Origin of the sequence: Phyllobacterium sp. CCNWLW109 (genome assembly GCF_037203905.1) — a bacterium.
GTDB classification, from domain to species: domain Bacteria; phylum Pseudomonadota; class Alphaproteobacteria; order Rhizobiales; family Rhizobiaceae; genus Phyllobacterium; species Phyllobacterium ifriqiyense.
The window spans coordinates 894025-916524 of record NZ_JBBCBK010000003.1 but is presented as its reverse complement, the minus strand read 5'-3'; the positions used below and the strand labels follow the sequence as shown (position 1 = coordinate 916524).

Here is a 22500-nt window from a genome sequence, read left to right as displayed (position 1 = left end):
AATAAAAAAATATACCTACGTCCTCGTCACAACGCTGTTGAACAAAGCGAACCAGTCGTCTATGCAGAACTGGCCAAATGTGTCCACGTAGCTCAGTAGGATAGAGCACAGGATTCCTGAAGAATTGGGCGTTGCAGTTGGAAACATTGCAACGGATCTGCTCAAAGTCGGGGAACGCTTCGCTGCTCTTGTAGCATGCCAATCCCGAGCCAAGCCCCTTGGGGAAGGTGTAGAGACTGGATGGGTAGCACCTGTTGGCTGGAAGCCATGGTGAAGGGACAGTCCAGACCACGAACGCCCAAAGGCGGCGGCGAAAGCCGAAGTGGTATGAATCCTGGGGTCGGAGGTTCGAATCCTCTCGTGGACACCATTGGCGCACCCATCCGTTGAAAGAATTGAGTAGATTCAATCTAAATTGGCCAAGCCTAGAGTAGCTCGCCAAGTATCCAAATCCATAACTATTCGGCCCGGTCGTGCAGTCTGAGCGATTTCGATCCCGGCAGCAGTGAGCTCCAGGGGCCCTCCACCATGTTTTAGCTTGCGCAACCAATCTCGCAGCAATTTTATCCCGACGCCGTCGGCCGGAACGAACTCATGTTTCTCCGCTGTTATACCAGTCGGAATCGGCACCTGTTCCGCTATGATGTTTCGTAATGCCTTCATTTCGTTGGTTTGTCGTTTTATCAACGCCCGGTAGAATTCGATCTCGGCGATATGTCCTCTATCTTCGCTGGCGATGGGTTCGTGCGCATCAAACGCAACATCGCTTTTCTGAATAGAGATACGTCCTACCTCCGAAAAGGCAGCTGACCAGATCCTGACGATGTCAGCATAATGTTTTGAAATAGTTGATTTGACGACAAATCCTGGGTAGAGGATTCCGCCCTGTTCCGATACAATTTGGTGGGTTGGTTCAATCGGTGGTGCGGCGGACAGAAGTCTCTCACATACATGAGCAATTTGCTCATAAACCGCAATTGACCGCTTATTCTCCCTTGGAATTCGTCCTATAATTTCACTGGACCGTTCTCGTGCTTTTGTAATGCATTCAGTCTTCATTGCAGTTGGCGAATATTTCGCTGCGCGACGCGTCTTGGTCATACCAATAACCTTGGTTCCCGTGGGACCGCCAGCAGACGTATCGGCTCATCTTCTAAATCGGCAGAGAACATGAGCTTTTGATCTTTCGGGCCGATTCCTAACTCAAGGAGTGTTTTCCCCTCGTTGCCAAGACCATCCAGATCTGACTGGGCTGCTTTCTCGAGAATCATGTTAACAGCTGCCTCGTATGCTCTGCGTTTCTGCTCCTCGGTTCGTCTACTCATGTAAATAGGCTCATAAAGACTTCTGACCGCCAGCTCGTCGACGTATTTCCGCAGTGAGCTTTCAACTTCTTGGTCGTAAAGGCTCTTATACACTCTCCCGTATTTTGCGAGAAACGCGGTTTGTTCGAATTCCGAGACCTCTACCCACTCAACAACTGAAGTGTTGTTATGGGCTATAAGTGACTTCTTCTTGTCCTTGGCTGTTGCCTTATCAACGGACTGGAGCCTCTCAATTTTTTGCAGAAGTGCTTCTGTAGCCAGAAAGGATTTGCATAGTATGGTCTGTTTAATCGAGTAATCGTTGATGGATTGTTCCGTTCGCTTGAGTTCTCGTTTGAGCATTATTCGTTTCTCTTCATCCAATCCCTCGCTTTGAAGGCTTATGTGGATGGAGCGCGATTCTGATTGCATTTCATTTATTCTGCTACCCAAATTTGACAACCGCCGTCCTAAGAGCGTCCCGTATCCAAAAAGTCCTTCTGCCCACTCTGGTCCAGTCAAAAAGTGCCTGCACTGGACACAGTTCTCAGATTCGCCCTCCACGGACGCATACTTCAATGTTACTTTTCCGCCCTTTTTCGTTTTCCCTATACACTCGCCCCCATCGCGACAACGCGTGCCACCCCAGGGGCAGATGCCGTAGTCCCTATCAGCCCACAACACTCTATTTCCACCGTTCTCCGGCATGGCATTGTACAAAGCGCTTGGATCTGTAGAAACAGTGCGACGCTTTGCGTTCTCAAAGGACATGTTCTTGAGCTCAAATATTGCTTGGCTAGTTCTTGCGGCTGAAATAGCTATCTGGGCCTGATTCATCATGTTGGTGATCATGGCCGGCTCTACTTTCATATAATAGAGCGTCATAAGAAGCGTCTTATGACCCGCGATCAATCGACTGATGATCTCTAGCGGAACGCCTGCTTGAATCAGTAATGTCAGGCCTGCGACACGCATCCCGTGGGGCGTGTACCGCGAACTTTCGGGTTGTCGGTTCTTCCCCAAGTCCACAAGGCTATCCTCGCGATCCTCCGGTTCGCATGTCGCGTTCCATCGGTTTTGCACTTCCAAGAGGATATCCAGCCAGAACTTTCCAGTTACTCTCACTGAAGGGGGACGCCCGCGGTTGTCCGCATCTCTGAACAGCGAGAATATAAACGGGTACTCTTCCAGTTTCCCCTCTTCCGCGCCCGGTACGTTTTCGAGATACTGTTTGGGGCCAATGGGTTTTGAGATGGGGTTCCACGTTTCCTGCCAAACGCGCAAATCATAAAGCATGCGATGAAGCGTGATGTTTTGCCAAGGAACGATGAACGGGTTGCCAGTTTTGTTGGTATTGATCCTGAAGCCTGTGATCCTGGGATCTTCGGTTCTGCAGGCGTATCCTCTGAAAGGCTGTTTCTTATCTATATTCGACCAGTAACCTGCAAGAGGGCCCTTGTTTTTGTCCCATTTCAAAGTGTAGGGATTGAACCTTTCCGGATCGCCCTCGCCGCTATCAAAGCGAATAAACTGCCCAAATCGCTCAGGCAGTTCAAACGCGGCCAGAAAGTAAGTGGCAAGCACAGGCACATATTGCCGTTTTTTGTTAATTACCGCCGAGCAAAATGGATGCTTCCCGGGCCATCCGCTTGCTCCCTCTTCAAGGATTTCACGGAGCAGATTATAGTATCGCATCGGGAGTGGCATTGACGCCGCAGTGCTGTAAGTACCTCCCTTACCGGCCCGATTCAGATCATTCTTGAGCGCTACTTTGTCTTCGTCTGTCACCAAATCTACGAAATGTCCGATACAGCCAGTTGACTGAAATTTTCGCTGAAGGAAAATGGAAAACTCTCGCAGCTTCGAAAATTCGTTAATCCAGTTTGCCGAGGGAGGACCATTTCGTTTGCCTCTCCTGTAGTTGGCGAGTGAAGGAGTATGGGCGCTTTGGACAAAGACTAACGGGTCAGTAACGTCGACACCCATACTTCTTTGATGGTCGAGATAATAAGCAAGGATGCGAAACGCTTCAGCGGGGCCACGCAATACGTCCCGCTTTTTCGTACGATACTCGAGCCAAAGCGCAGCCCATTGCTTCAAATGTGCGGGAGGCGAGCGGAGCAATCTTTTCAGATTGTAAGTACCGTCTGCAGATTTTCGTGTAGCAATCGATAGGTTGAAAATTGCGTCGCTGTCAAAGTACCCAGAAAAAGCCACACACAGTTGTTTGAGGCACCGACCAGCTACACCGTATCGTTTTCCCCAAAGTTCTGTTCGAAACCGATCTTTGCTGGCGTCACGATAGGCACAAAGCCAGGAAAAGATAGTTTCCGGGCCTAACTCATCTATTGATTTGGCTCCTGAGCTGGCCATACATAAACCGGCCAACAAAAGCGTTAACATTCTTCGGTAGGTTGTGTGATTTGCGGCCACCATATGGCCAAATGTTTTCTCATAGAGATCCAACTCCGTGAGCTTTTCTTCCAGACTGCGTCCAAGCTGCGTTTCACGGACAATAACTTCAGCTGAAATGTTTGTGACAACCGGCCCCACGGCCGCAAAGTGTAGGACACTCATTCTTAAGTCGCCCGCCGCGTTCGCTCTAATTGCCTGCCTTGTCCATTCGATTATACCTGCACGATGTTTTTCAACACGATGTGATCCAAGTAAAAAGTGTTGTCGGATCGACTGCGGCACAGACACCATTTCAGATAAAGCAACTTCAATGATTTCTGATAACTCGTTTTTCCGGATGTAGTTCTGCCGAGTTTCGTTCAATTTGGTCATGGCCTACCAGCCCCCCACGGCCCGTGTGAACATTTGATCGAGTGACGTGGACAGAGATGGGAAATGAGGGAGATGGTTTTGGTTGTTATGTGTTTTCAAGAATTCTTTTGCGGCTTCAAGGGAAGCATGAACCTCGGCATCATCATATGCTGTATAGACACGGGAGCTCATAATATGTCTGTGATGCATCGCCCGTTGGATGAAAGCCTCGTCGAAGCCAAGTGACCGAAGCAAATAACCGTACAGGTGCCTTATACCGTGACGGGTGGTTCCACGATTTTTTTCAAGGACGATCTCCTCGCCCGGATGAAGAAGTGAAAGCCTATTGATAGCTCTTTCCCAACTCCCCCGCGCCGCAGCTTTTGTATATGGGTCCCCAATGTGCACGCCGAGTGCGGGGATCTCTCTGGCACAAACTAAGAAATATGGATGGTCGGGCAATCCAAGCCAAGCTCGCTTCCGCATGACTGGGTTGCGGACGTTGACCAAGTAGTGTGCGAATTCCTGCTGCAAGAATTCTTGAATACCCTCCAGCGGCATCCACTGGATTTCAGCAAACTGCTCCTCTCCCAAGGCCAAGCCTTTCCACCCAGCCTGAAATCTGCCGGAACGCATATTCCGCGGTAAGAGACCGTAATCCTCCAACAGGATGGTTTGACGGTTACGACGCTTACCACCGTCCCGAAAAAAAACCGGGTGTCGTAAAAATCCAATTAGTCGGTCGTCTACTATTTGCAAGTCGTTGACCCAAAGATGGAGTGGCTCCGAGCCTCTGAGCCCGCCGGTACCAAGGGCGGCATGCATCCGTCCGGTAGCGTCTTCCCGTTCTGACGGTTTGCCGGGATCAATTACAAATCCTTCAGTTAACATTGGAACTAGAAGGTGCTGAGGAAATCTCTTAACAGGAGTGGCATTGTAGTTACGACTATCTTTGCCGATTATCAGGGAATAGATCCATTTGTTTTGGCGTTGAGGAAGTTCGTCACGGTCGCGCAAATGTTCAAGAATGCTAAACCCGCTATTTGCTCTCGCCATTCTAACTAGACTGATTGTATCAAGGGCGGACTTCGGTAACAACGATTTCACTTCGTCGTACTGGGCTCCAACGGTCCGACTACCAAAGTTGTCGAGAAATCTATCAAGCGCGACAGCATAACCAGCTAAAAGTTCTATCGAGGGGCAGGGTTTCCAATACAGACCAGTTTCATCATGTGGCCCATGAGGTCCTGGAATAACTGTCCCATTCTTCAAATGATTGATAAATTCGTTTATCAAGACTGAAGAGGCATTTTCACCCAGTTCTGCCTGACGTGCTTCAAAATACTCCCTTCTCTGATGCAGGTAGTCCCATAACCAGCCGATCATCTTGGAGGATTTTATGTGGGTTGCATAAGCCTGACTGCTGCGCCCGACGAAATAATCAATGAGTGGAACAAACAACATTGGGGGGCCAGTATCGCTTTCCTTTGGATTTAACAGCCACAACGTTGGGAGTGGAATGGCGTGCACTGGATGATGCATTCTAACGATGCAATGATGTAGCGATCCTGCGAAGCCTTCGTTATTGAGGCGTGGCATTCGCTTAGCCTCCCCCGCCTGATAGGGTTTAAATACAGTGAGGTTAGTCTGAACGTTGGTGGCGGTCATGCGTGCGTTCCAAGGCAACGTTTTAGTCTCATAGTGAGACGTGGGCTCGCGGGATAAACCATTGTAGCCTTCGCGTTTCCCTTGTCCGGAGCGATCGAACGGGCGGGTGTCATGTCATTCTCCTCGCAGCAACTTCGTGCTAAGAATCTTCCTGCAAGTCCGACCAAATTGTCAAATTCAGCTCAACCACCTGTTTTCATTGGATTTTTCGCAGTTGAAAAGGACTCGTTATGCATGCGTCAAATTGTCGCGCTCGATTTAAAGGATTCGTATAAAAAGGAATCCTTGTAGTCTGTCTGTCGCCGAACAAGCCAACCGATGAAAGCGATCTAAAACCCTGCTCCCTCTTGTCCCTTTATGCTTCCGCGCAGTTAAAAAGCCGGCAAAGTCTGAAAGTAGGGAGTGGACAGCTGCGAAATGGGAAGCAAATTCCTCACTTTAGCTCGCTGTACCGATGATATAGACAATCAGACGTGCTGTCTGGATCCTTCGACAGATGCGTCGCATGGTTTGGTAATGTCCCCGGCGAAGCCATGGAGGAAAGTAGTTAATCCGAAGGATTCGACTGCTTAAATCGCCTCACTCAGAAGTAGAGAAAACCGTGAAAGAGAGCACTTGTGAGCGCCCTAGAGTTACAGCCAATTCAAAAAATACAGCGCGCAATCCAACTCGCCGGTTTCCATTACATTGCAAGCCTTAAGTCGCATCCTACGAGGGCTGACCATGAGATCACCTACATTGACAAGACCTACAGCTTCGAGGCAATCAAATCTTCCAATGACCAGCAACTACAAGTTGATTTTCAAAGTTGGGCAGTGGCGTCAGTCGTTAGAGACCTTATTGAAAGTTTTTCCATCTTCCTTTGGGATGTCTATTCTCATGCTGTAGCAAACAATCCAGATGGAGTTTTTTCATCAACCCCTACTAAGTTTGAACAGCGTGGGATCGAAGACCAACTTAAAATCCTCACGGTAGATTTCGGCATCGACAGCGCCTGGACCTCCATATTAAACGGATACAATAAAGCGCGAAACTGTTTGGCCCACCGTAGTGGTATCGTTGCCGCTAAAGACGCTACCGATGGAAATGAATTGGTTATTAGGTGGCTTGTCCTCTCAATTCAGACTCATGACGGCGCTACTACTCAAACTATCCCCTCGCAGGGCCTCATGGAAAATCTCATTCAGGGCAGTCACATTTCGGGAATTGGTAGTCATCTCTTTATAAATGATCGTGAAAAACGAGTGGCCATTGGCAACGAACTACAGTTTTTCCCAGACGAGTTTTTTGGGATCTGCCAGACCTTTCAACTCGCGACGGCGGCGATTGCAGGACTTTCGAAGCCACTATCAGATAAAGTATGAGCCGCTCAAATTGCAGGTAAACCGATCAACACTGCAACCGAAGCGTCGCTATGGCAAATGAAGCTTAAGCGCGGCAAAGTGCATTTTGCCGAGACTGTCGTTCCGTCATCAAATGCCAAAGACTTCATCGAGTTCGAAAAACTCTTTGCGGCCATTGAGCAGTTGATTGCACAATATGCTGTTGTTGATGAAGAAAATATCGGCAAGACAGCAAGTGCAGAAGTTCCCGAGGTCTTTGGTTGAGGAAAATTGTCTTGGAGTTTCTTGGACAGACAATCCCTGTCGCCTCACCTGCTCTCAGCCTGCTTCCTCACCGTCGTCTTTTGTAGGAAACAGAATATCCAGCCAAGTTTTGGCTTTTTTTCCTTGCAATAACTCTGTTACTTTCCGAACGTACTCGTAATCACATGTTTTGCTGAGTAGCCTCAAAGCAGGATCAAGAGTGTCTTTTGTGCTTTGATCAGCAGATCGAATGAAATCTGCGACGGTCTTGCGTCCGAGAGCGAGGAAATGATCAACAACACTGGCCACTCCGCCTTCCAAGGATGGCCGCAGGATAAAGCGTACAAGTTTGTCCTTTTCCTGCCGCGATTTATCTCCGGTCTTAACACAGTTCAAAATCACGACCGGGAATAATCTGGCCGCTAGCGCAATAGTTCCAGCCGTCACTCCATTGATTTCTTCACGTATCTGCTTGAAAAACTCCAGACGATATCCCTTATCAATGGCATCCATCACGATGTCGTAATCTGTGGATTCGAGCGTCGGGGTGATCGATCCATCTAATACTCCCAAGACGAATCGGAGAAACGCACTCTTCAATGCGGTCGACTCGGGGCTGTAGCTTGATGATTTTATCATTTCACACAGTAAGCGTAAGTAGTCATCGCCCATGGAGAGGTGAATGAGCCAGTCGTCTTCAGAAACATTATCTAAAATTTCTCTCGCGCGGTCGTGGACAGCCTTCCATTCACTTTCAGAAAACTCTCTGGTATCCATCAGGATTCCGACTGGATAGGAGGCGGCGTCAAATTCCGCCAAAGTGTCAGCTTCGATCTCTGCTCCTAATTTTGGTAGGACTCCCGCAAAGTCGTCTGCAAGGACAGCCTTCAAATACGAATAATTTTGAAACAGACTTCTATCGCTCATCCACGGGACCTGCTCCCGAGCAAACGCTGCACGTATGACAGAGACGGCCAACTTGTTATCTGGATTGGCCTTACCAAATACGACCCAATCAGGTACGTTTAGGTGTGCCACCGCTTCGTCAGCAATTAAATGATATTGGTGAAGAGAAAGAGGAGCTGAGCCTTCAAGAATCTGACCGAACCAGGCGAACTCCTCTTGTGCGGCGGGTTGCCTAATATTATTGGCAACGACGCGCGTCGGCGAAGATAGATTACCTTCAAGATATGGAATCGACGCCAACGAAACGGCATGGGCTAGCCCGATATCCTCCAAATTATTCGAAAATGCCTTCGAAAGGCTCTCGTAAAACGCCGAGCTACCGAGCAGTTGGGATAAGTCGATTTCCTCCAACTTCTTATATGATAGAAATGACCTCACCGTGCCCAACAACGTCAACCGTTCGGCATAACCCTGATGATTCTCCGAACTACCGTCGACAAGCGACCTTACTAGATGGTTTGAAATTGCGATCCAAGCTGGATCACTGACAAGACGAACGCTCCGAAAACTAGCGAAAGCTGCCAAACAATCCGCAGTTTGGCTCAAAGCAACCGTTTCGAGGAAGGTGACATCCGAGGATAAATCAATTGTCGGTTTGGTCACATCCGTCATTTTTATCGCAGCGGCGACATGAGCTTCGACCGCGAAGCCAAACAGAAAATCTGGATCCTGCGGCAGGATCACCTTTTTCAAAGCCAGACCCGTCGATAAACCATCGTCAATTTCGAGTGATGTTTTTGTAAACTCCGACAAGAATCGGACAAATTCACGCCCCTTCGATTGATTTAGGCCGTCAGACTTTTTCAGACTGGCAGAGGCGGTCAACACCATGTGGTCAAAAACACGTTGGCGGTCCGATGTATGGCATATATGGATTAGCCTCTCATAACGTTCGGCTTCTTGTCCCAAAGTGAATGCTGGAACCTCGCAAAACCCTTCGACAACGGAGGTTTTCAATTGAGCGGCTGCTTCACCTGAATAGGTTTCGAGAAGATCGCAGACGTTCTGAACCGCTAAAGCAAATCTGCCACCACTGGTCCATTCACCAACGTTGACCGAGAACACCTCATTTACGCGAACGTCAAATCCCGGTGCGGCAGACAATTCAGTCAGCCGGTTCGAATTTTCGGCGTTTATCGCACTCTTAATTTCATTATCAAGTAGAATCTGGAAGGCTAGTTCTGGCTCTACATTGAATAGTATCGCCGCCAAGTTTTTCTCTAGATTTCGATCATTGGCCAATGATTTTAGGTGGTCGTCAACAATCTTTTCTTTTGCGAGTGCAGCTGGCCGACTCTCAAGTCTGTCCTTAACGGCCAGATAGACTGCAACGGTGGGCAATCCGATTCTTCCGTCGTGAAGAACGTAAAGTCCCGTTAGCTCGTTCACATATGATATGACCTGACGAGGCGTAGCACGTCCGCCATCGCTGTCTGTGATCCAATTGAACACCAGATACACTCGAAAGAGAGCATCGCCATCCTCAAAAACGGGAAGAGCTTCTTTGATTTTCTCGTGGAAGAAATCACGCGTGTTCGACATTACAGGAGGAGCGACAGTCAAGACTTCATCAAAGGTTTTGGCAAAGAGTCCCCGTGCTCTAAGAGTCGACTTGCCACTGACCTCCGAGGGCTCCAAGGTTTTAGTTTCAATTAGACGGCGATCGTATGGCACGACAGCGGTAATATGGTTGTTATCAGTGGCGATGTTATCAGAATGTGTTCTGGAAAAAATCGAGCGGACAAGCGCCCAATAGCCGCTTATCTCGTCGGCCGGCAGCCGATCAATGTTATCCAAAACAATCACTACCTTGTTGTGCTTATCTTGGATGGTCGCCAAAATTTCTCGGAGAACTGACTGAAATTCAAAATCGTTAGGATCGGTCTCCCGAATGTACTGAGTAACCTTTTGGTGTTCGTATTGTTTTGCACCTATCAGGAGAGTCCTGGACAGCGCAAATTGGAAATGCCGCCAGCGACCAACACCAGCAGAGGATTTACTGATGGCGTCGCCCGTTGAGTATTTCCATAGAGCCACAGCAAATGTGCCGATAAGAAAGCAATAAACAAGCCACATTGGTAACGAGAATAAGAATTCGCTCTCTGAGCCGGCGGTAGCCAATTTATCGAATGTCGATTTGCTCCAGAGAACGTATATCGGCAGGAACGGTACGGCGAGCAAAATTATGATTCCATACCAATCCAGGATAAGGTGATTGTCGGTGTCTACCTCGCGAACCTTGCCTTTTATTTTGTTGTCGATACCAGCGAGTTTTTTGGATTTCTTTGGAAATTGGGTTATCGACCAAGAGACGAGATGTCCCAAAAAGGAGCGCCGGAATGCAGAGCCTTGTGATTTCCAAATATCAAAGGTAAAAAAGTGAAACCTGATGTCGTCGCCCATGGACACTTGAAGTTTACGTTCGGCAATTCCCACGACACTTGACTTCCCGCTACCCCAAGGGCCATCAAGTCCTATTGCCCTATCAGCGTTACTGAAGTTCCGTATGGCGGACGCCAGAGCCGCGGCGGTTCTATCGTGTCCTTTTCCGTGAAATAAGTCTTCTTGGGAGGGTTCATCTAGAAGTATCTTACGACCCAACATTGCACTATCCATTTGAAGAGCTTTACAAATACATTTCTGTCGGAATCTATTGTAACGCCTGTGATGCAACAAGTGGCGAAGAACAAATGAGTTGGTTCTCCACATTATGCATCAGCCCGGGACTTGCAAATGCTCCGTACCATTCCCATCTCGGCTGTCCACCCGTAGAGATTATTGAGCAGCCAGCAATGACGCTCGCTTTTCTCCGGGTAATACGGCGCTCCTCGGAAACGAGTTGAGCGCCGTCTTGTTTTATGTCGATTTATCGGTTCTCCACCCATCGGTAAAACTCGCCTTCACAGTCATCGACGTCGTGTGTGAGAGCGAACGTAAGTCCCATTCCGACGATAGTATCCGCGCACCAAAGTAGTTCCGCCTGATGTCGCACGATAGCTTGACCGGTAGGACGGTGTCCAAGATCCGTATCCGTCATAACCGCCTGACCGGGAGGCGGCGCTTCTACCACCACATCGCCTGCCAGCAGCGTCATAGCTATCGGGAGTAGGACAGTTTCCGGCATACGCTCGCGACGGTGTCGACGGGTAATTAGGTGTTGATGCGGCATAAGCAGGGGAATAAGTCGTCGGATAAGCTGGCGTAGAGCCATAGACTGGTGCAGTCGGGATTGATGAAATCGACGACCCTACGAAAACAGGGCTGGTGGTGTTTGGTTGAGCAACGGAGGGTTGGGTCAGGATTGAGCCCGCACTGTTCCCAAACGCAACAACACCACGTTGCCCATCTGAAGTTGTGACGTATCCGCTGCCGCTCAATCCGTCGCGCGAACGAGTAACAACAGCCGTCCCATACCTTCCGTCGCTACATGAAACAGGAATGGAGATTGTGGGTCTTGTATCGAGTGCGTTGTAGTTACCACTGCATGTAAGTGGACTGTTTGGTGACGATAGTTGGAAAGTCCCGCCCGAAACCGCCGCTGTGGTCGTGCCGATTAAGGCCGTGCCGTCATCAAGCCTAACGGCAGCAGGCGCTGTGTACGTGCCACAACCAGCGAGCGCCGAAAGTGCCAGCAACCAATACGTTTTCAAAGTAGCCCCCAAATTCCCCAATTTATGAAAGCAAATTAACTGTCATGAGTCGAGCGGAGTTTTGGGCTATCCTTCCACCACCAATACATGCATGTTTCTGTGTCGTTCTAAGCCAATCCCTCCTAGATACTGACAGCTAGAGTATATTGCGCTTCGAATATTCTTGGTCTGCTGACCTTCGCAGGCATCAACAAGGCGCGGTCTAGATCTTTAGAGCATCTCTTTCCACAAAGGCGGTTCAAGGGATATTGCCGTTTCCAACGGCAAATCACCGGAACCGCGATAGCGTCCGGAGAACAGGTAACGGTCCATGCACAGCAACTGAAATAGAGACACTCCCAATCCGAATGCGTCGTGATCGGAGCTGCGGATAACGTTGCTTAAGAATTTTACTTGGAGAGCTTGCTTTATGATTATGGCTTCGATCTCATGACAGTTTAGATCGGCGTATTTACGAATCTTGGGAGGCCACTATAGCGATAGACTTCAGCAAGCATCCGAAATTCGAAAAACAAAACCAACACTACGTCCCAAGGTTTTGGCAGAAGCACTTCCGTGATCCCAATGGTCATCTCTTCAAGACTGAACGTGGTCATTATGTACAGGCTTCCGTGGCTGACACCATGACTTCTGACTGGACTTATCTAGATTTCGATGAGGGCTGGCGGCCGACTGATGGAGTAGAAAACCAGCTCTCGCAATGGGAAGGGCATGCCTCAAAGTTAATCAAGCGATCTCTACCCACCAACACTGTTCTAAACGATAGCGACTGGGACTCACTCTGTGCTTGGCTAGGCATTTCGACCAGCCGCCATCCCAACGTCTTGAAGCGACACAGGCTTCTGACTTCGGCTTTCACATTGGAGCTCGCCACAGCTCACGATTATCAAGACCTCAACGCCTTCAACAATCATCTACAGCAAAAGTCCGGAGCTAGAATCGATGAGGAAGAGTTTCGATATCTCCTGACATTAACACAAGAAGCCATTCTCGCCACTGCCGAGCACGTAGAAGCGATGTCACCATACGACCCTCTGATGCCCCAGACAGACGCTCTTCTGGCACGGTTCCCAGTAGCTCAAACCATCCGCAAAATGGATCTTCGTTTGATCGACATTCCTTCTGGCAGCGATTTCGTCCTCGGCTCCAACCCGTTACCAAATAAGGATCTTTCCCACGGGTTCAGCGTACCATTGAGTAAAGACGTTGCGCTTTTATGTACCCCTCCTAAGAACGCAGATGCCCCTGCGCGGCTTAGAAGTAGCGCCACGCCGCAGGAAGTGCAGCAGGTCAACCTGGAACAGATAGCGCGATCAGAAGAGGCCATTGCGTCTTCGATGGCGACCCTGAAATACTGGGTGGAGAAATTTGATTCCTTGTGAGCGGTAGATGCCCGACAAAAAGCCCACCATTCCAGATATGTTCAAGCCAGAAGACTTCACGCTGTCCGAACCTCCGCCACCCGTTCTCTATAAGTATATGGTAGCGGATCGTGTTAAAGACGTGCTCGACGGTGGTATGGTGCGATTTACGCATCTTCTCGACACGAACGACTCTTTTGAAGTTCGCAAGACGTTTAGGCAGTTTGCGGGACCAAGATTCATGGAGATAATGAAGAGTGCGGCTCTGGCAAAAATGACGCCTGACTATATCGAACAGCAGATCCAAAAAAAATTGGCTGAGGCTGGGTTGAATATTCCGAGCACTCTCGTCAGGGAATTGCTGCAGCAAAAACACGGGATGTCCATAGAAGAGTTCATGCGATCACAAATGGGCAGCCTGATTGAAATGTTTTCTGGTGGTCTTAATTTGGCTAAGTCACCGGAAGAGTTCCTGACGGAGATTGGGTCAATACTGTTGTGTTTCTCGCTTTCAGAGCGGTACGACATACCCGCGATGTGGGCGCATTACGGTGGAAATCATACGGGGTTTGTGGTCGCATTCGACACAGACCATGCTTGGTTTGAGAGCGACAAGAATCCCGCCGAGTCAAAACTACAGAAGATCAAGTATCTGGACGACCAAAATGATGAGCTCTTTGATGATTTACAAGCGGCGTTCTCATCAAAAGCAACAGATTGGGCATACGAACGGGAATGGCGCATAAACTGTGCCATGAAACAGGTAGAAAAGACCATTAATCTAGGTGCCAATAAGATCCACTTGCGATCTTTCCCACCTGAAACTGTGACCTCGGTGATCGTGGGAGCTAAGGCATCAAACGAAACGGTCGAGCGTATTCGTGATGTTCTCAAGAGAAAGTACCGTCATGCGCGGCTTCAGCGAACAATACCGCAGCGAATGACAGGTACCTTTGTATTGAAGGATATATAGTTATTCATTAGGTAGCGAAACCCATCAAGTCGATCGTCATGGTCAGGCCTGCCGAACGATCGTGCCAATCGCGTTAACGAGAAGGCGCGCGGCGGGGCCGACAGGCCGTCAATGTCGGCCGGAGGATAAAGCTCGACAAGGTCAAATCCTGCGATCCTGGCCTAATTTCTGCACCGTCGCTTTTCCCCTTGCGCCTTCATGGCGTAGCACGGATACCTGAACAGATAAGAGCTCTTGCTCTTTCCAAGTCTGCATTGCGAGGAAATCGTCATGACTGAATCGGTAGAACGCTTTGCAGATGCAACGCTTGTGTTCGTCAAACGGCTCTGTTCTCATTTATCTACCAGTGTTGAAAACACGAGAGACGCTGATGAGATACTAATCAGTGTAGTATCAATCTTGATGCAATCGCCGCGTGATCTGGCGACGCTTATCACGGCGGATGCCACTGAGATTCATGTTGGAAAGCCCGAGCGGCCTGAAGATGGCGACGAATCTTTCGTGACATTGTATCTCAGAATTATGATGACGCGTGATCGAAGGCGTTGCGATTAGAATGCGGCAGAAAGTCAAACCACAAACTTTCACGCTCGCTCGGCTGGAAGTCTATCTGGACTGGCTTGCGGTTGGAGCGGGAAATTGCCGATCGCAAAAAGTCTGTCGACAATATGACATTGATCCGCGAGCGTGTCAGACAATCGAGGGATCAAAGGACAGCTCCGTAGCTTCGCTACGCGAAGATTTGGCAGGCAACCCCTATGTTCAAGTTTCGTCTGTCTCGATTGTCATCCCTTGGGGCGTATCAGTAGACTTCTCGTTTCCAGCACCTGACAAATGACAAACCTTGATAAGCAGTCGGGGAGAACCGGCTTGAATAAGTATTCAAAGCGCTGCGTGATTTGTGGAGAAGAGCCCACCGTAAAATCCCACATAATGCCCCGCGCTCTATCGTTTGATTTAAAGCAGAATGACAAACACCTAATTCACGCTGCGCCGCGAGAAGGGACGGTAAAGTTCTACCAAAACGGGCGATGGGACAACATACTCTGTCACAACCACGAGCAAGCCTTATCCTTTGTCGATGACTATGGGGTCAGTTTTGTTCGGCGAATAGGATCAACAATTGCAACCCAGGACTTCCTGGTTCCCAATCCAAACCCGAAGCTTCTGAAGCAATTCGCGTTAAGTATCATATGGAGGGCAGACGTTTCCCATCAACTTCGCACTGGATTTTCGCGACTTGGGCCGTACGCTCAGCGTATCCAAAACGTCTTGTTTCTCAATAACGATTTCGATGCGCAGCTTTTTCTGGTTCAACCTAACTTTACTGCGAATGGCAAAGACTATCGATCGCTCTAGAACCCACAATGCTACGACAGCACGGAAAGATTCTATGGAAGTTCGGTTTTGGAAACGTGGATTTTCTGTTGCAGTTCCATCGGCAAATACCTGTTGGTCAACTTGCGGAGTACGACGCTGGAAACTGTGACCCCGTACGCGTGTTGGCAGCTTCAACTATGGAGATTTCATCTGTTCCTGCTTTTCGACCTTTGCTCCAGCAAGTAAAGAGCCGAAAGCTACCACATTCACGATAGCTTAATCAGAAAGACAGAGGCTGAGCCAAAAGATTTGAGAAGCCGAGCCAAAAGTCGTTCCCCTGGCGTCTATCTTCCCTTTACGGTTCCTCCCCAGCAAGGTTAAGTTAAAGCGCGCATAGAATACGACTGCGCTACTCTTGCCCAAAGATTTTTTTAGACATAAGCCGTAGTAATTATTCGACTATTTTAGGATGGAGGTTTGTGTGACATCGCATTGAGATAATATCGAAAACTTGGGAGGGTGATGGTGTCCACAATGTTCTGGTTTATTGGCGCGGTCGTATTAGTCGCTATTCTGTGGTTTTGCCTCAAGCTTTTGGCTGCAGTTGTCTTCAGTCCAGAATATTCTGGACGCGCCCTTCTAAAGCAGAGTTTGAAGAAACACGGAGTGGACATCTCCCGCATACCTGACGCTGCTATCAACGACATTGTTAAAATCTCTATCAACGGTGCGCGCGGGATCGCTAACTATAGCGACCATGCTGACGACAAGAACTGGCGCGCAAATTTCGTCCGGCAGATTGAAGGCCAAGCAATGATTATCGGTACCATCATGAATAGCCAGCCCAGTTCCAGCATTGCTGGCCCCACAAAAGAAATCCTGGCGCGATATGGCGTCATAAATACCCTCTAAGGCCTTATAGAAAGGTTTCCTGCAAATGATCGAGTCCTCAAGCTTACCGCCAAGAAAATTATCATGAGTTCTCATGTAGCAAGATCAGTAAGGCTTCATCTCACGGAAGGTACACCCCAGGGTATCTTGACTGCCGAGGTCGTAAATTGGACGGGGCACGTTTTAAGCGCCCCGCGTTCAAAGTTGGCCGGACTCCTGCAACGACCGGAGGTGGCCAAATCTGGTGTCTATTTCCTTGTCGGTCCTGACGCTGATGGCAGTGGTCGCAACTCAGCCTACATCGGTCAAAGCGAGAACGTTGGCAAGCGACTTGCTCAGCACAGCAGGGATGAACGAAAGGTGTTTTGGGAACAGACCTGCATTGTCACGAGCAAAGATCCCAACCTGACCAGTGGGCACATCAAATATATCGAAAGCCGCCTGATTTCGATTTCGGCGCGATCCGGTTTGGTGGCACTTACGAATGACACCGCACCTGAAGCGTCCAATCTTCCCGAGGCCGATATAGCTGATATGGAATATTTCATCAGCCAACTGAGATTGGTTCTACCCCTTCTCGGATTGGGCTTCTTGCGTGAAGCGGCAACAATTACTTCACCTCCCTCAACGATCTCTGCGGTAAGCGAGGCTCTAGAAAACAGATCGCCTGTCTTTGAGATCAGCAGCAAAACTCATAGCCTTCTCGCCCTTGGTCAGGAGGTCGACGGTCAATTCATTGTCCAAGCAGGCTCAGCATGCCGATCTGCTTGGGAGGGTTCCCCACATCACAATTATCGCAATCTCAGGAACACGCTGGCAGAACAGGGCAAGATCGGTCAGGGACCGACCACCGGGAGAATGGTATTTCTAGAAGATGTCTCGTTCACCAGTCCCAGTGCCGCGGCTGCAATGATCTTCGGTCGGGCATCGAATGGGCGAACAGCTTGGAAAGTGAGAGGCCAACCCACAACGTATCACGACTGGCAGATTAATTCATTGCCTCGAACCGATACATTGGAACAGTAGTCCCTCTCGATGGCATTTTCTGCATATTTCTTAAATTAGGCTCGGGCAATCTGACATGATGCATATGTGTGAAATCGGGGGCAAAAATGGGTGAACCAAGCGTGGAACTCTTCGTGAAGAAGGGGCTTTTACCCGAAAATCTACCACCTGTTTTCAGCTCCAACCAACTTTGGGCGCAATTCGAAAATTATGGCACCACCTACATTGTCTCGAGCAAATGCGTAGGTGAAGCGGCACTGTTCAATGCGAGCAAACGAGGCGGTCAACGGAGAATTTTCTCTATACAGCATCCAGCGTTTGTTAGAGACCAAGCACTGTTTTTTGAAAAAAATTGGGAAAATATCTTGCCTCTTATTGAGTCATCAAAGGGATCGGCATCTAAACCAATATTTTCTCAGACCGGGAATCGTCACGTTAGGATCACACCTCACACGGCCCTTCCTAAAATTCGGCTGAAAGCATTTTCCCGTTTCAAATTTTGTCTTGTAACAGATGTGGCGAGGTTCTTTCCATCAATCTACACGCACAGTATTCCTTGGGCGTTAAACGGAAAAATGTCGTCGAAGGAGGACAACAAAGCAAACTCTGCACAAATCTGGGGAAACAGGCTGGACTTTATACTTCGACAATCTCAATCAAGGCAAACTATTGGTATCGCGGTAGGTCCTGACACATCCAAAATTGTCTCGGAGATTCTACTAGCCTCCGTTGACCAGTCATTCATTAACAGAAGTGGGAAGAACATCCCCATTTTTATTCGCCACGTCGACGATTATTGGGTCGGTGGCAATACGCAAGAGGAGTGCGAGAAACATCTTCAACACTTAAGAATGGCACTTCGAGAATTCGAACTAGACATAAACGAGTCAAAAACAAGGATTATCTCGACGAAGCTGGTGTTCGGCGATGACTGGCCATTCGAACTTACGCGGGAAGTTGTGCGTAGCCTTGCGGAGAAATCGGAACGAAGCGAACCATTATCCATTTTGAGCAGCATCGTTGATAGGGCAACAATCGATAATGACGAAGGCATCATTCGTCACACAATAAGGGCAATCGATCGAAAGAAGCTTTGGTCAAAGGACTGGGAAATGCTCGAACACTTCTTAGCTCAGTGTGCAGTCCAATTCCCCCATTCTATAGATTATGTAGCGAGAGTCATCGCTTGGCGACATCGCGTATGGAGCGACGTCGACCTCTCATTATGGCAAGATGTTGCATTACTCACGATAAATCAAAATGCTGCCACGGGCAGGGATTCGGAAGTCATTTGGTCTTTGTGGTTGATGAAAGAGCTCAATATCAAAGTGTCAAGAAAAGCGACAGACGTCATCCTTGCCAACAGCGGTCCGTTGCCGCTTGCACTACTCAGTCACTTCAGCGCTAACAAACTGACTTTGGATCGGAAGCTCCGGCAAAAGCTGTGGGCTACGGTAGCGGGAAATCCCTATTCTGGTCCGTCATGGCCTTTAACGCTTGAGATGGTACACCTCGGGATCTCCAATCCAGCCTGGGAACAAACGCCGGCGTCAGACAGTCTGATGGGATTGCACAATGCTAAAGTCAGCATCATTAATTGGAACGCGCAGCCGCGAGTTTTTGAAGAAGAAGAACCAGATGGAGACGGTGACGCCCAAGGCGACGACGATCCCGATTATGCCATCGAAGATTACGGCTCCGACTATGGCGACGAGGACGAGGACGAGGACGAAAACTTGCAGATGGAAGAAACGCTAAAGGGAATGGGGTTTTTACCCCCCGTTGTGGCAAGCGATGAGGACGATATCCCAATCTGAAATCGCATTTCTCAATAGTCTGACAAGATTCTCAGTCTTGCCGTAGTTGAGGGTCGAGAAATGTACGGGCGTTCCGGTCAAATTTTTACCGTGGAATCAATGCTCCATGCAGCTATCGTTCTCAGTCTCACGACCCTGAGGATGCACATAAAGTTGTTGCTGATAACTCCAGGACGGTTAAATCGCAGTTTTGGCAAAGACCTTCTCCTTTTTCAAGTTTCGATCTTTCCAGTACTTGTTGTAGTCTGGGCCTTTTGAATTAGGTGCTACTTTTGGCTCATGAATTTGTACGGGCATCGGGGCCGGAAGATCCGGACCTACGATGATGGCCTCACCTGGTGCCAAAGTGGGAATGAACATCGCCGCATTTTTATCCAAGTCGCCACACGCGCGCTCAACTGCTTGACGGTCTTCATCGTTGGTAAGGCGATGAACAATCAATGTTCCAAGCTGGCTAAGAACGTCGTGCGGGATATCCCTGGGCCGTTGGGTTGCCAACAGGGCAGTAAGCCCATATTTGCGGCCCTCTTTGGCAACGATCCCAAAAGCCTCTAATCGAACGCTTGCATATTCATCTCCGATGGTTCGTCCGAGAAATTGATGAGCCTCATCAAGCGCAACTATAATGGGCCGGGTTCGGAACAGGCCATCTCTTGCTTTGCTAAGCAAATATCGACCAATAACATTCAGAAGAATTTCGCGCGTATTGTGCTCGAAATGAACCGAACGAAATGAAATGCGGACTATGTCGTCGTCATTTTTATCATCAAAGAAGTCCGTTAACACCTCAACGAGTGACAGACCAGAGGTCCCGAAAAGGCACGCCAACTGATGAGAATTTACTAGCGTTCTTATTCTAGCAACAAGAGTCTCACAATGTGCAACGGAGCTGTCTGGACCACCCCAGTTCTCTGGAGGGGTCCCGCTTGACCATACGCATTCAGCAATAACCTGATCCGCCAATCCTCCGATCCTGAAATTGCATAATGGAGAGTTGATGGCTTCTTGATGAGCATCCACCGCCTCAAAAAATGGGGCCCGTGGCCTATTCGCCTTTTCGACTGTGCCGCGTTGAGTTATAGAGACGCCATCTGGAGCCTTTCCTTTGCAGGCCCTCACCAGTTTCAAACTTCGGATGGCTTCTCTCAGTTTCGGACCTTGAGATTGTCCGGATGGTCGAAACAGCGCGAATAAGTCTTCCTCGGTTGTCTGGATATACGGAAAATGAACGCGCTCCGTTCCATCTTCGCCTGCGTTGAATGCATAGTGTTTGGAGATCGATGGAAGGCCGGAAAACTCGCCTGTTGGATCAAAAAGAATACATTTTCCCCCACTCAACTTAATCTGGTCAAGTATGGCGGCGATGGTCCAGCTTTTACCGCCTCCGGTTGCTCCGAAAACTCCGCAATGTCTTCCGAAAAGTTTTTCCGGGGGCAGGCGAAGATGTATTCCACCCCCCGTACTCAACAGGCCCAAATCGATCGAAAGTTGATCGTCTTTTGCAAGTGCATTTGCTGCGAGCTCTCCAAATAGTTCCGGCTCCGCCAGATAAACAGCGTCTCCCACACGTGGATGGGCGCGGAGCCCGCGAACCAGCCGTTTCTGGCGTTGATCGACCGACGCCAAAAGTTGAATTTTTCCGATTGGATGGGATACAGGCGGCGTACCCATAGACGGTTCAACCGTGAGCCGCTCGTTATCCGGAAGACTAACCTCGATAATGCGCCCAAGCAATTTTACGCTATCGCAGTCTATGAAGATGAAATCGCCTACAACGCCCCGAGCCAGTGAACGATGTTCTGGCCGTGCAATTGCCTGAGGCAAGTTTGCTTGCGCGGTGGAAGCTCCGACAGCGGTAATCGTTCCAACATATCGAATCGGATCGACAAGACTTTTCATGATCATGGGAACACACTTGCGGGCAGTTCATATAAAACCTTGACGCGCTCAGCGTGACGTTCCCGTTCAGTTTGCGCAACCAGGTCGGGTATCGCATGAGCTAAATCCTCGAAGCGCCCGTTCAAAAGTGAAATCCGCTGATCCCCGATGTCCACGAGTTTCTTGAGCTTTGCGTGAAACAGGCTCGCGTACTCTTGCGTACTACTGTCTTGGGATAGTGTGTGCTCGCCTTTCTCAAGTTCTGCATCGGCAAGGAAGGCAGGATCGCATACGACCACCCGGAGAGTCATGTTCGCTTCAATCGCAGCCATAATCGGCTTGCTGATATGATCGTCATTAAAGCCAAAGCCAGACACAATCAATGCGGTGTCAGGCTCTCGCAGGGCCGTTTGGAATGCGGACATCATATCCAGATAAGGAGACTCAAAAGCCTCCTGATACTTGCTGTCCCGCGGATAGATCAGTGTCGCTGTGCCGTCTTCGTCGCTTCGTGACCGCAATAATTCGGAACCCTTACGCCGCCAATCAACCGAGCCATGCAATTTGTATAGATGGAATACATTTTCTATGTAGTCAGGGCTGTCCTTCCCTCCGTCCCGCCGGACGATATCGTGTGCGAAATGACCCCGGTCATAGATTTGCGGGATCGAATGAGAGAAACCGTCGATAACCGTAAACCGCAAACTCTGTGCGGCATATTCGAAGCAGAGATCGTAGTTGGTCGTAAACATGCGAACGCGCGTCTTACGCACGCCTCGCCTTGCTATTTTCCGAACGATCGCTTGGTGAGCAGTCAGGTCGGTCTTCTCAGTTACAAAATCGACGGATGCTGCGATCGTTTTTTCAGCGAGGATGGTGAATGCCGAAATGTCTTTGGCATTTTCGATTCCAAACAACTCGAGGTAAAGCTTGCAGTGAGTAAGAAATTTTTCGATATTTTTGGCATCGGCGATTGCTTTCGCATTTGGTATTTTTGCAGCTATTGCATTAATGACAGGCTGTGTAGCGGCATTCGCAACGGAATCCCAAAGATCTCGCATTCCAGGAGCTTGCTTTGCGTTGCTAACTTCATTTCTGGCGCAAAAGGAAGATCCCGCTCCCGTTAACAGAACAAGATTTGAAGCGTTGAGTGCCAGAGTTAATACTTCTTCAATTGAACGCGCACTTCCGCGATCTAGAGTTTCGTCCTTGTCGTTCTTTCTATCTTCGCTAGCAAGCCAACCTTCGCCGCGTCGATATTGTCTGATGTTGGCAGGTGTTGCTGCTTTATTGTCCCAATAGCCCATATAATCCC

The 22500-nt window shown here is 49.1% G+C and carries 15 protein-coding genes and 1 pseudogene; 8 read left to right on the top strand and 8 right to left on the bottom strand.

Features of this window, described 5'->3' with window-relative positions:
- Positions 1-405: 405 nt before the first annotated feature.
- From V9K92_RS14990 to V9K92_RS14980, 3 genes are read right to left on the bottom strand one after another with little or no spacing between them, the layout of a single operon-like run.
- Complete coding sequence (locus V9K92_RS14990) at positions 406-1101, bottom strand: hypothetical protein (protein ID WP_337354331.1); 696 nt, start codon at positions 1099-1101, stop codon at positions 406-408.
- Positions 1098-4091, bottom strand: a complete 2994-nt coding sequence (locus tag V9K92_RS14985; RefSeq protein WP_337354330.1) for a VPA1269 family protein — start codon at positions 4089-4091, stop codon at positions 1098-1100. Before V9K92_RS14985 ends, V9K92_RS14990 begins: the two co-directional genes overlap by 4 nt.
- A 3-nt stretch (positions 4092-4094) precedes the next feature.
- On the bottom strand, positions 4095-5738 hold the full coding sequence (locus tag V9K92_RS14980) for a hypothetical protein (protein ID WP_337354329.1): 1644 nt from the start codon (positions 5736-5738) through the stop codon (positions 4095-4097).
- A gap of 617 nt (positions 5739-6355) precedes the next feature.
- Between V9K92_RS14980 and V9K92_RS14975 the strand changes: the two genes are divergently transcribed.
- Positions 6356-7102: a hypothetical protein gene (locus tag V9K92_RS14975; RefSeq protein ID WP_337354328.1), complete on the top strand. Its 747-nt coding sequence runs from the start codon at positions 6356-6358 to the stop codon at positions 7100-7102.
- A gap of 57 nt (positions 7103-7159) precedes the next feature.
- Positions 7160-7345, top strand: coding sequence for a hypothetical protein (locus V9K92_RS14970; RefSeq protein ID WP_337354327.1), 186 nt, complete (start codon positions 7160-7162; stop codon positions 7343-7345).
- A 54-nt stretch (positions 7346-7399) separates the two neighbouring features.
- Here the strand turns inward: V9K92_RS14970 and V9K92_RS14965 are convergent, their stop codons facing one another.
- Both V9K92_RS14965 and V9K92_RS14960 read right to left on the bottom strand, forming a co-directional pair.
- Entirely contained in the window at positions 7400-10894 is a 3495-nt protein-coding gene (locus V9K92_RS14965) for a P-loop NTPase fold protein (protein ID WP_337354326.1), read from the bottom strand.
- Positions 10895-11156: 262 nt separating this feature from the next.
- A complete protein-coding gene (locus V9K92_RS14960) occupies positions 11157-11414 on the bottom strand; it encodes a hypothetical protein (RefSeq protein ID WP_337354325.1) in 258 nt (85 codons plus the stop codon).
- Positions 11415-12389: 975 nt separating this feature from the next.
- Here V9K92_RS14960 and V9K92_RS14955 point away from each other — a divergent pair.
- Together V9K92_RS14955 and V9K92_RS14950 are read left to right on the top strand one after the other, a co-directional pair.
- The gene (locus V9K92_RS14955) at positions 12390-13322 is read left to right on the top strand and encodes a DUF4238 domain-containing protein (RefSeq protein ID WP_337354386.1); all 933 of its coding nucleotides are present in this window, start codon (positions 12390-12392) and stop codon (positions 13320-13322) included.
- Between the two features lie 7 nt (positions 13323-13329).
- Positions 13330-14274: a DUF2971 domain-containing protein gene (locus tag V9K92_RS14950; protein WP_337354324.1), complete on the top strand. Its 945-nt coding sequence runs from the start codon at positions 13330-13332 to the stop codon at positions 14272-14274.
- 42 nt (positions 14275-14316) lie between these two features.
- Here V9K92_RS14950 and V9K92_RS14945 read toward each other — a convergent pair.
- Positions 14317-14435, bottom strand: a pseudogene (locus V9K92_RS14945) (agmatinase); the annotation flags it as partial.
- Positions 14436-14544: 109 nt separating this feature from the next.
- Between V9K92_RS14945 and V9K92_RS14940 the strand changes: the two are divergent.
- From V9K92_RS14940 to V9K92_RS14925, 4 genes are all read left to right on the top strand, one after another.
- The gene (locus tag V9K92_RS14940) at positions 14545-14829 is read left to right on the top strand and encodes a hypothetical protein (protein ID WP_337354323.1); all 285 of its coding nucleotides are present in this window, start codon (positions 14545-14547) and stop codon (positions 14827-14829) included.
- Positions 14830-16128: 1299 nt separating this feature from the next.
- On the top strand, positions 16129-16506 hold the full coding sequence (locus V9K92_RS14935) for a hypothetical protein (protein WP_337354322.1): 378 nt from the start codon (positions 16129-16131) through the stop codon (positions 16504-16506).
- A 63-nt stretch (positions 16507-16569) separates the two neighbouring features.
- Complete coding sequence (locus tag V9K92_RS14930; RefSeq protein WP_337354321.1) at positions 16570-17511, top strand: GIY-YIG nuclease family protein; 942 nt, start codon at positions 16570-16572, stop codon at positions 17509-17511.
- An 86-nt stretch (positions 17512-17597) separates the two neighbouring features.
- Positions 17598-19307 carry an RNA-directed DNA polymerase gene (locus V9K92_RS14925; RefSeq protein WP_337354320.1) on the top strand — a complete coding sequence of 570 codons (1710 nt, stop codon included), beginning with the start codon at positions 17598-17600 and terminating at the stop codon, positions 19305-19307.
- Positions 19308-19484: 177 nt separating this feature from the next.
- Here the strand turns inward: V9K92_RS14925 and V9K92_RS14920 are convergent, their stop codons facing one another.
- Positions 19485-21212 carry an ATP-binding protein gene (locus tag V9K92_RS14920; RefSeq protein WP_337354319.1) on the bottom strand — a complete coding sequence of 576 codons (1728 nt, stop codon included), beginning with the start codon at positions 21210-21212 and terminating at the stop codon, positions 19485-19487.
- Complete coding sequence (locus tag V9K92_RS14915) at positions 21209-22492, bottom strand: SIR2 family protein (protein ID WP_337354318.1); 1284 nt, start codon at positions 22490-22492, stop codon at positions 21209-21211. Before V9K92_RS14915 ends, V9K92_RS14920 begins: the two co-directional genes overlap by 4 nt.
- Positions 22493-22500: the final 8 nt, after the last annotated feature.

Coding starts and splice junctions, on each gene's coding strand:
- V9K92_RS14990 (WP_337354331.1), bottom strand. CDS start 1,101: ATGACCAAGACGCGTCGCGCAGCGAAATATTCGCCAACTGCAATGAAG.
- V9K92_RS14985 (WP_337354330.1), bottom strand. CDS start 4,091: ATGACCAAATTGAACGAAACTCGGCAGAACTACATCCGGAAAAACGAG.
- V9K92_RS14980 (WP_337354329.1), bottom strand. CDS start 5,738: ATGACCGCCACCAACGTTCAGACTAACCTCACTGTATTTAAACCCTAT.
- V9K92_RS14970 (WP_337354327.1), top strand. CDS start 7,160: ATGAAGCTTAAGCGCGGCAAAGTGCATTTTGCCGAGACTGTCGTTCCG.
- V9K92_RS14965 (WP_337354326.1), bottom strand. CDS start 10,894: ATGTTGGGTCGTAAGATACTTCTAGATGAACCCTCCCAAGAAGACTTA.
- V9K92_RS14960 (WP_337354325.1), bottom strand. CDS start 11,414: ATGCCGGAAACTGTCCTACTCCCGATAGCTATGACGCTGCTGGCAGGC.
- V9K92_RS14950 (WP_337354324.1), top strand. CDS start 13,330: ATGCCCGACAAAAAGCCCACCATTCCAGATATGTTCAAGCCAGAAGAC.
- V9K92_RS14940 (WP_337354323.1), top strand. CDS start 14,545: ATGACTGAATCGGTAGAACGCTTTGCAGATGCAACGCTTGTGTTCGTC.
- V9K92_RS14935 (WP_337354322.1), top strand. CDS start 16,129: ATGTTCTGGTTTATTGGCGCGGTCGTATTAGTCGCTATTCTGTGGTTT.
- V9K92_RS14930 (WP_337354321.1), top strand. CDS start 16,570: ATGAGTTCTCATGTAGCAAGATCAGTAAGGCTTCATCTCACGGAAGGT.
- V9K92_RS14925 (WP_337354320.1), top strand. CDS start 17,598: ATGGGTGAACCAAGCGTGGAACTCTTCGTGAAGAAGGGGCTTTTACCC.
- V9K92_RS14920 (WP_337354319.1), bottom strand. CDS start 21,212: ATGATCATGAAAAGTCTTGTCGATCCGATTCGATATGTTGGAACGATT.
- V9K92_RS14915 (WP_337354318.1), bottom strand. CDS start 22,492: ATGGGCTATTGGGACAATAAAGCAGCAACACCTGCCAACATCAGACAA.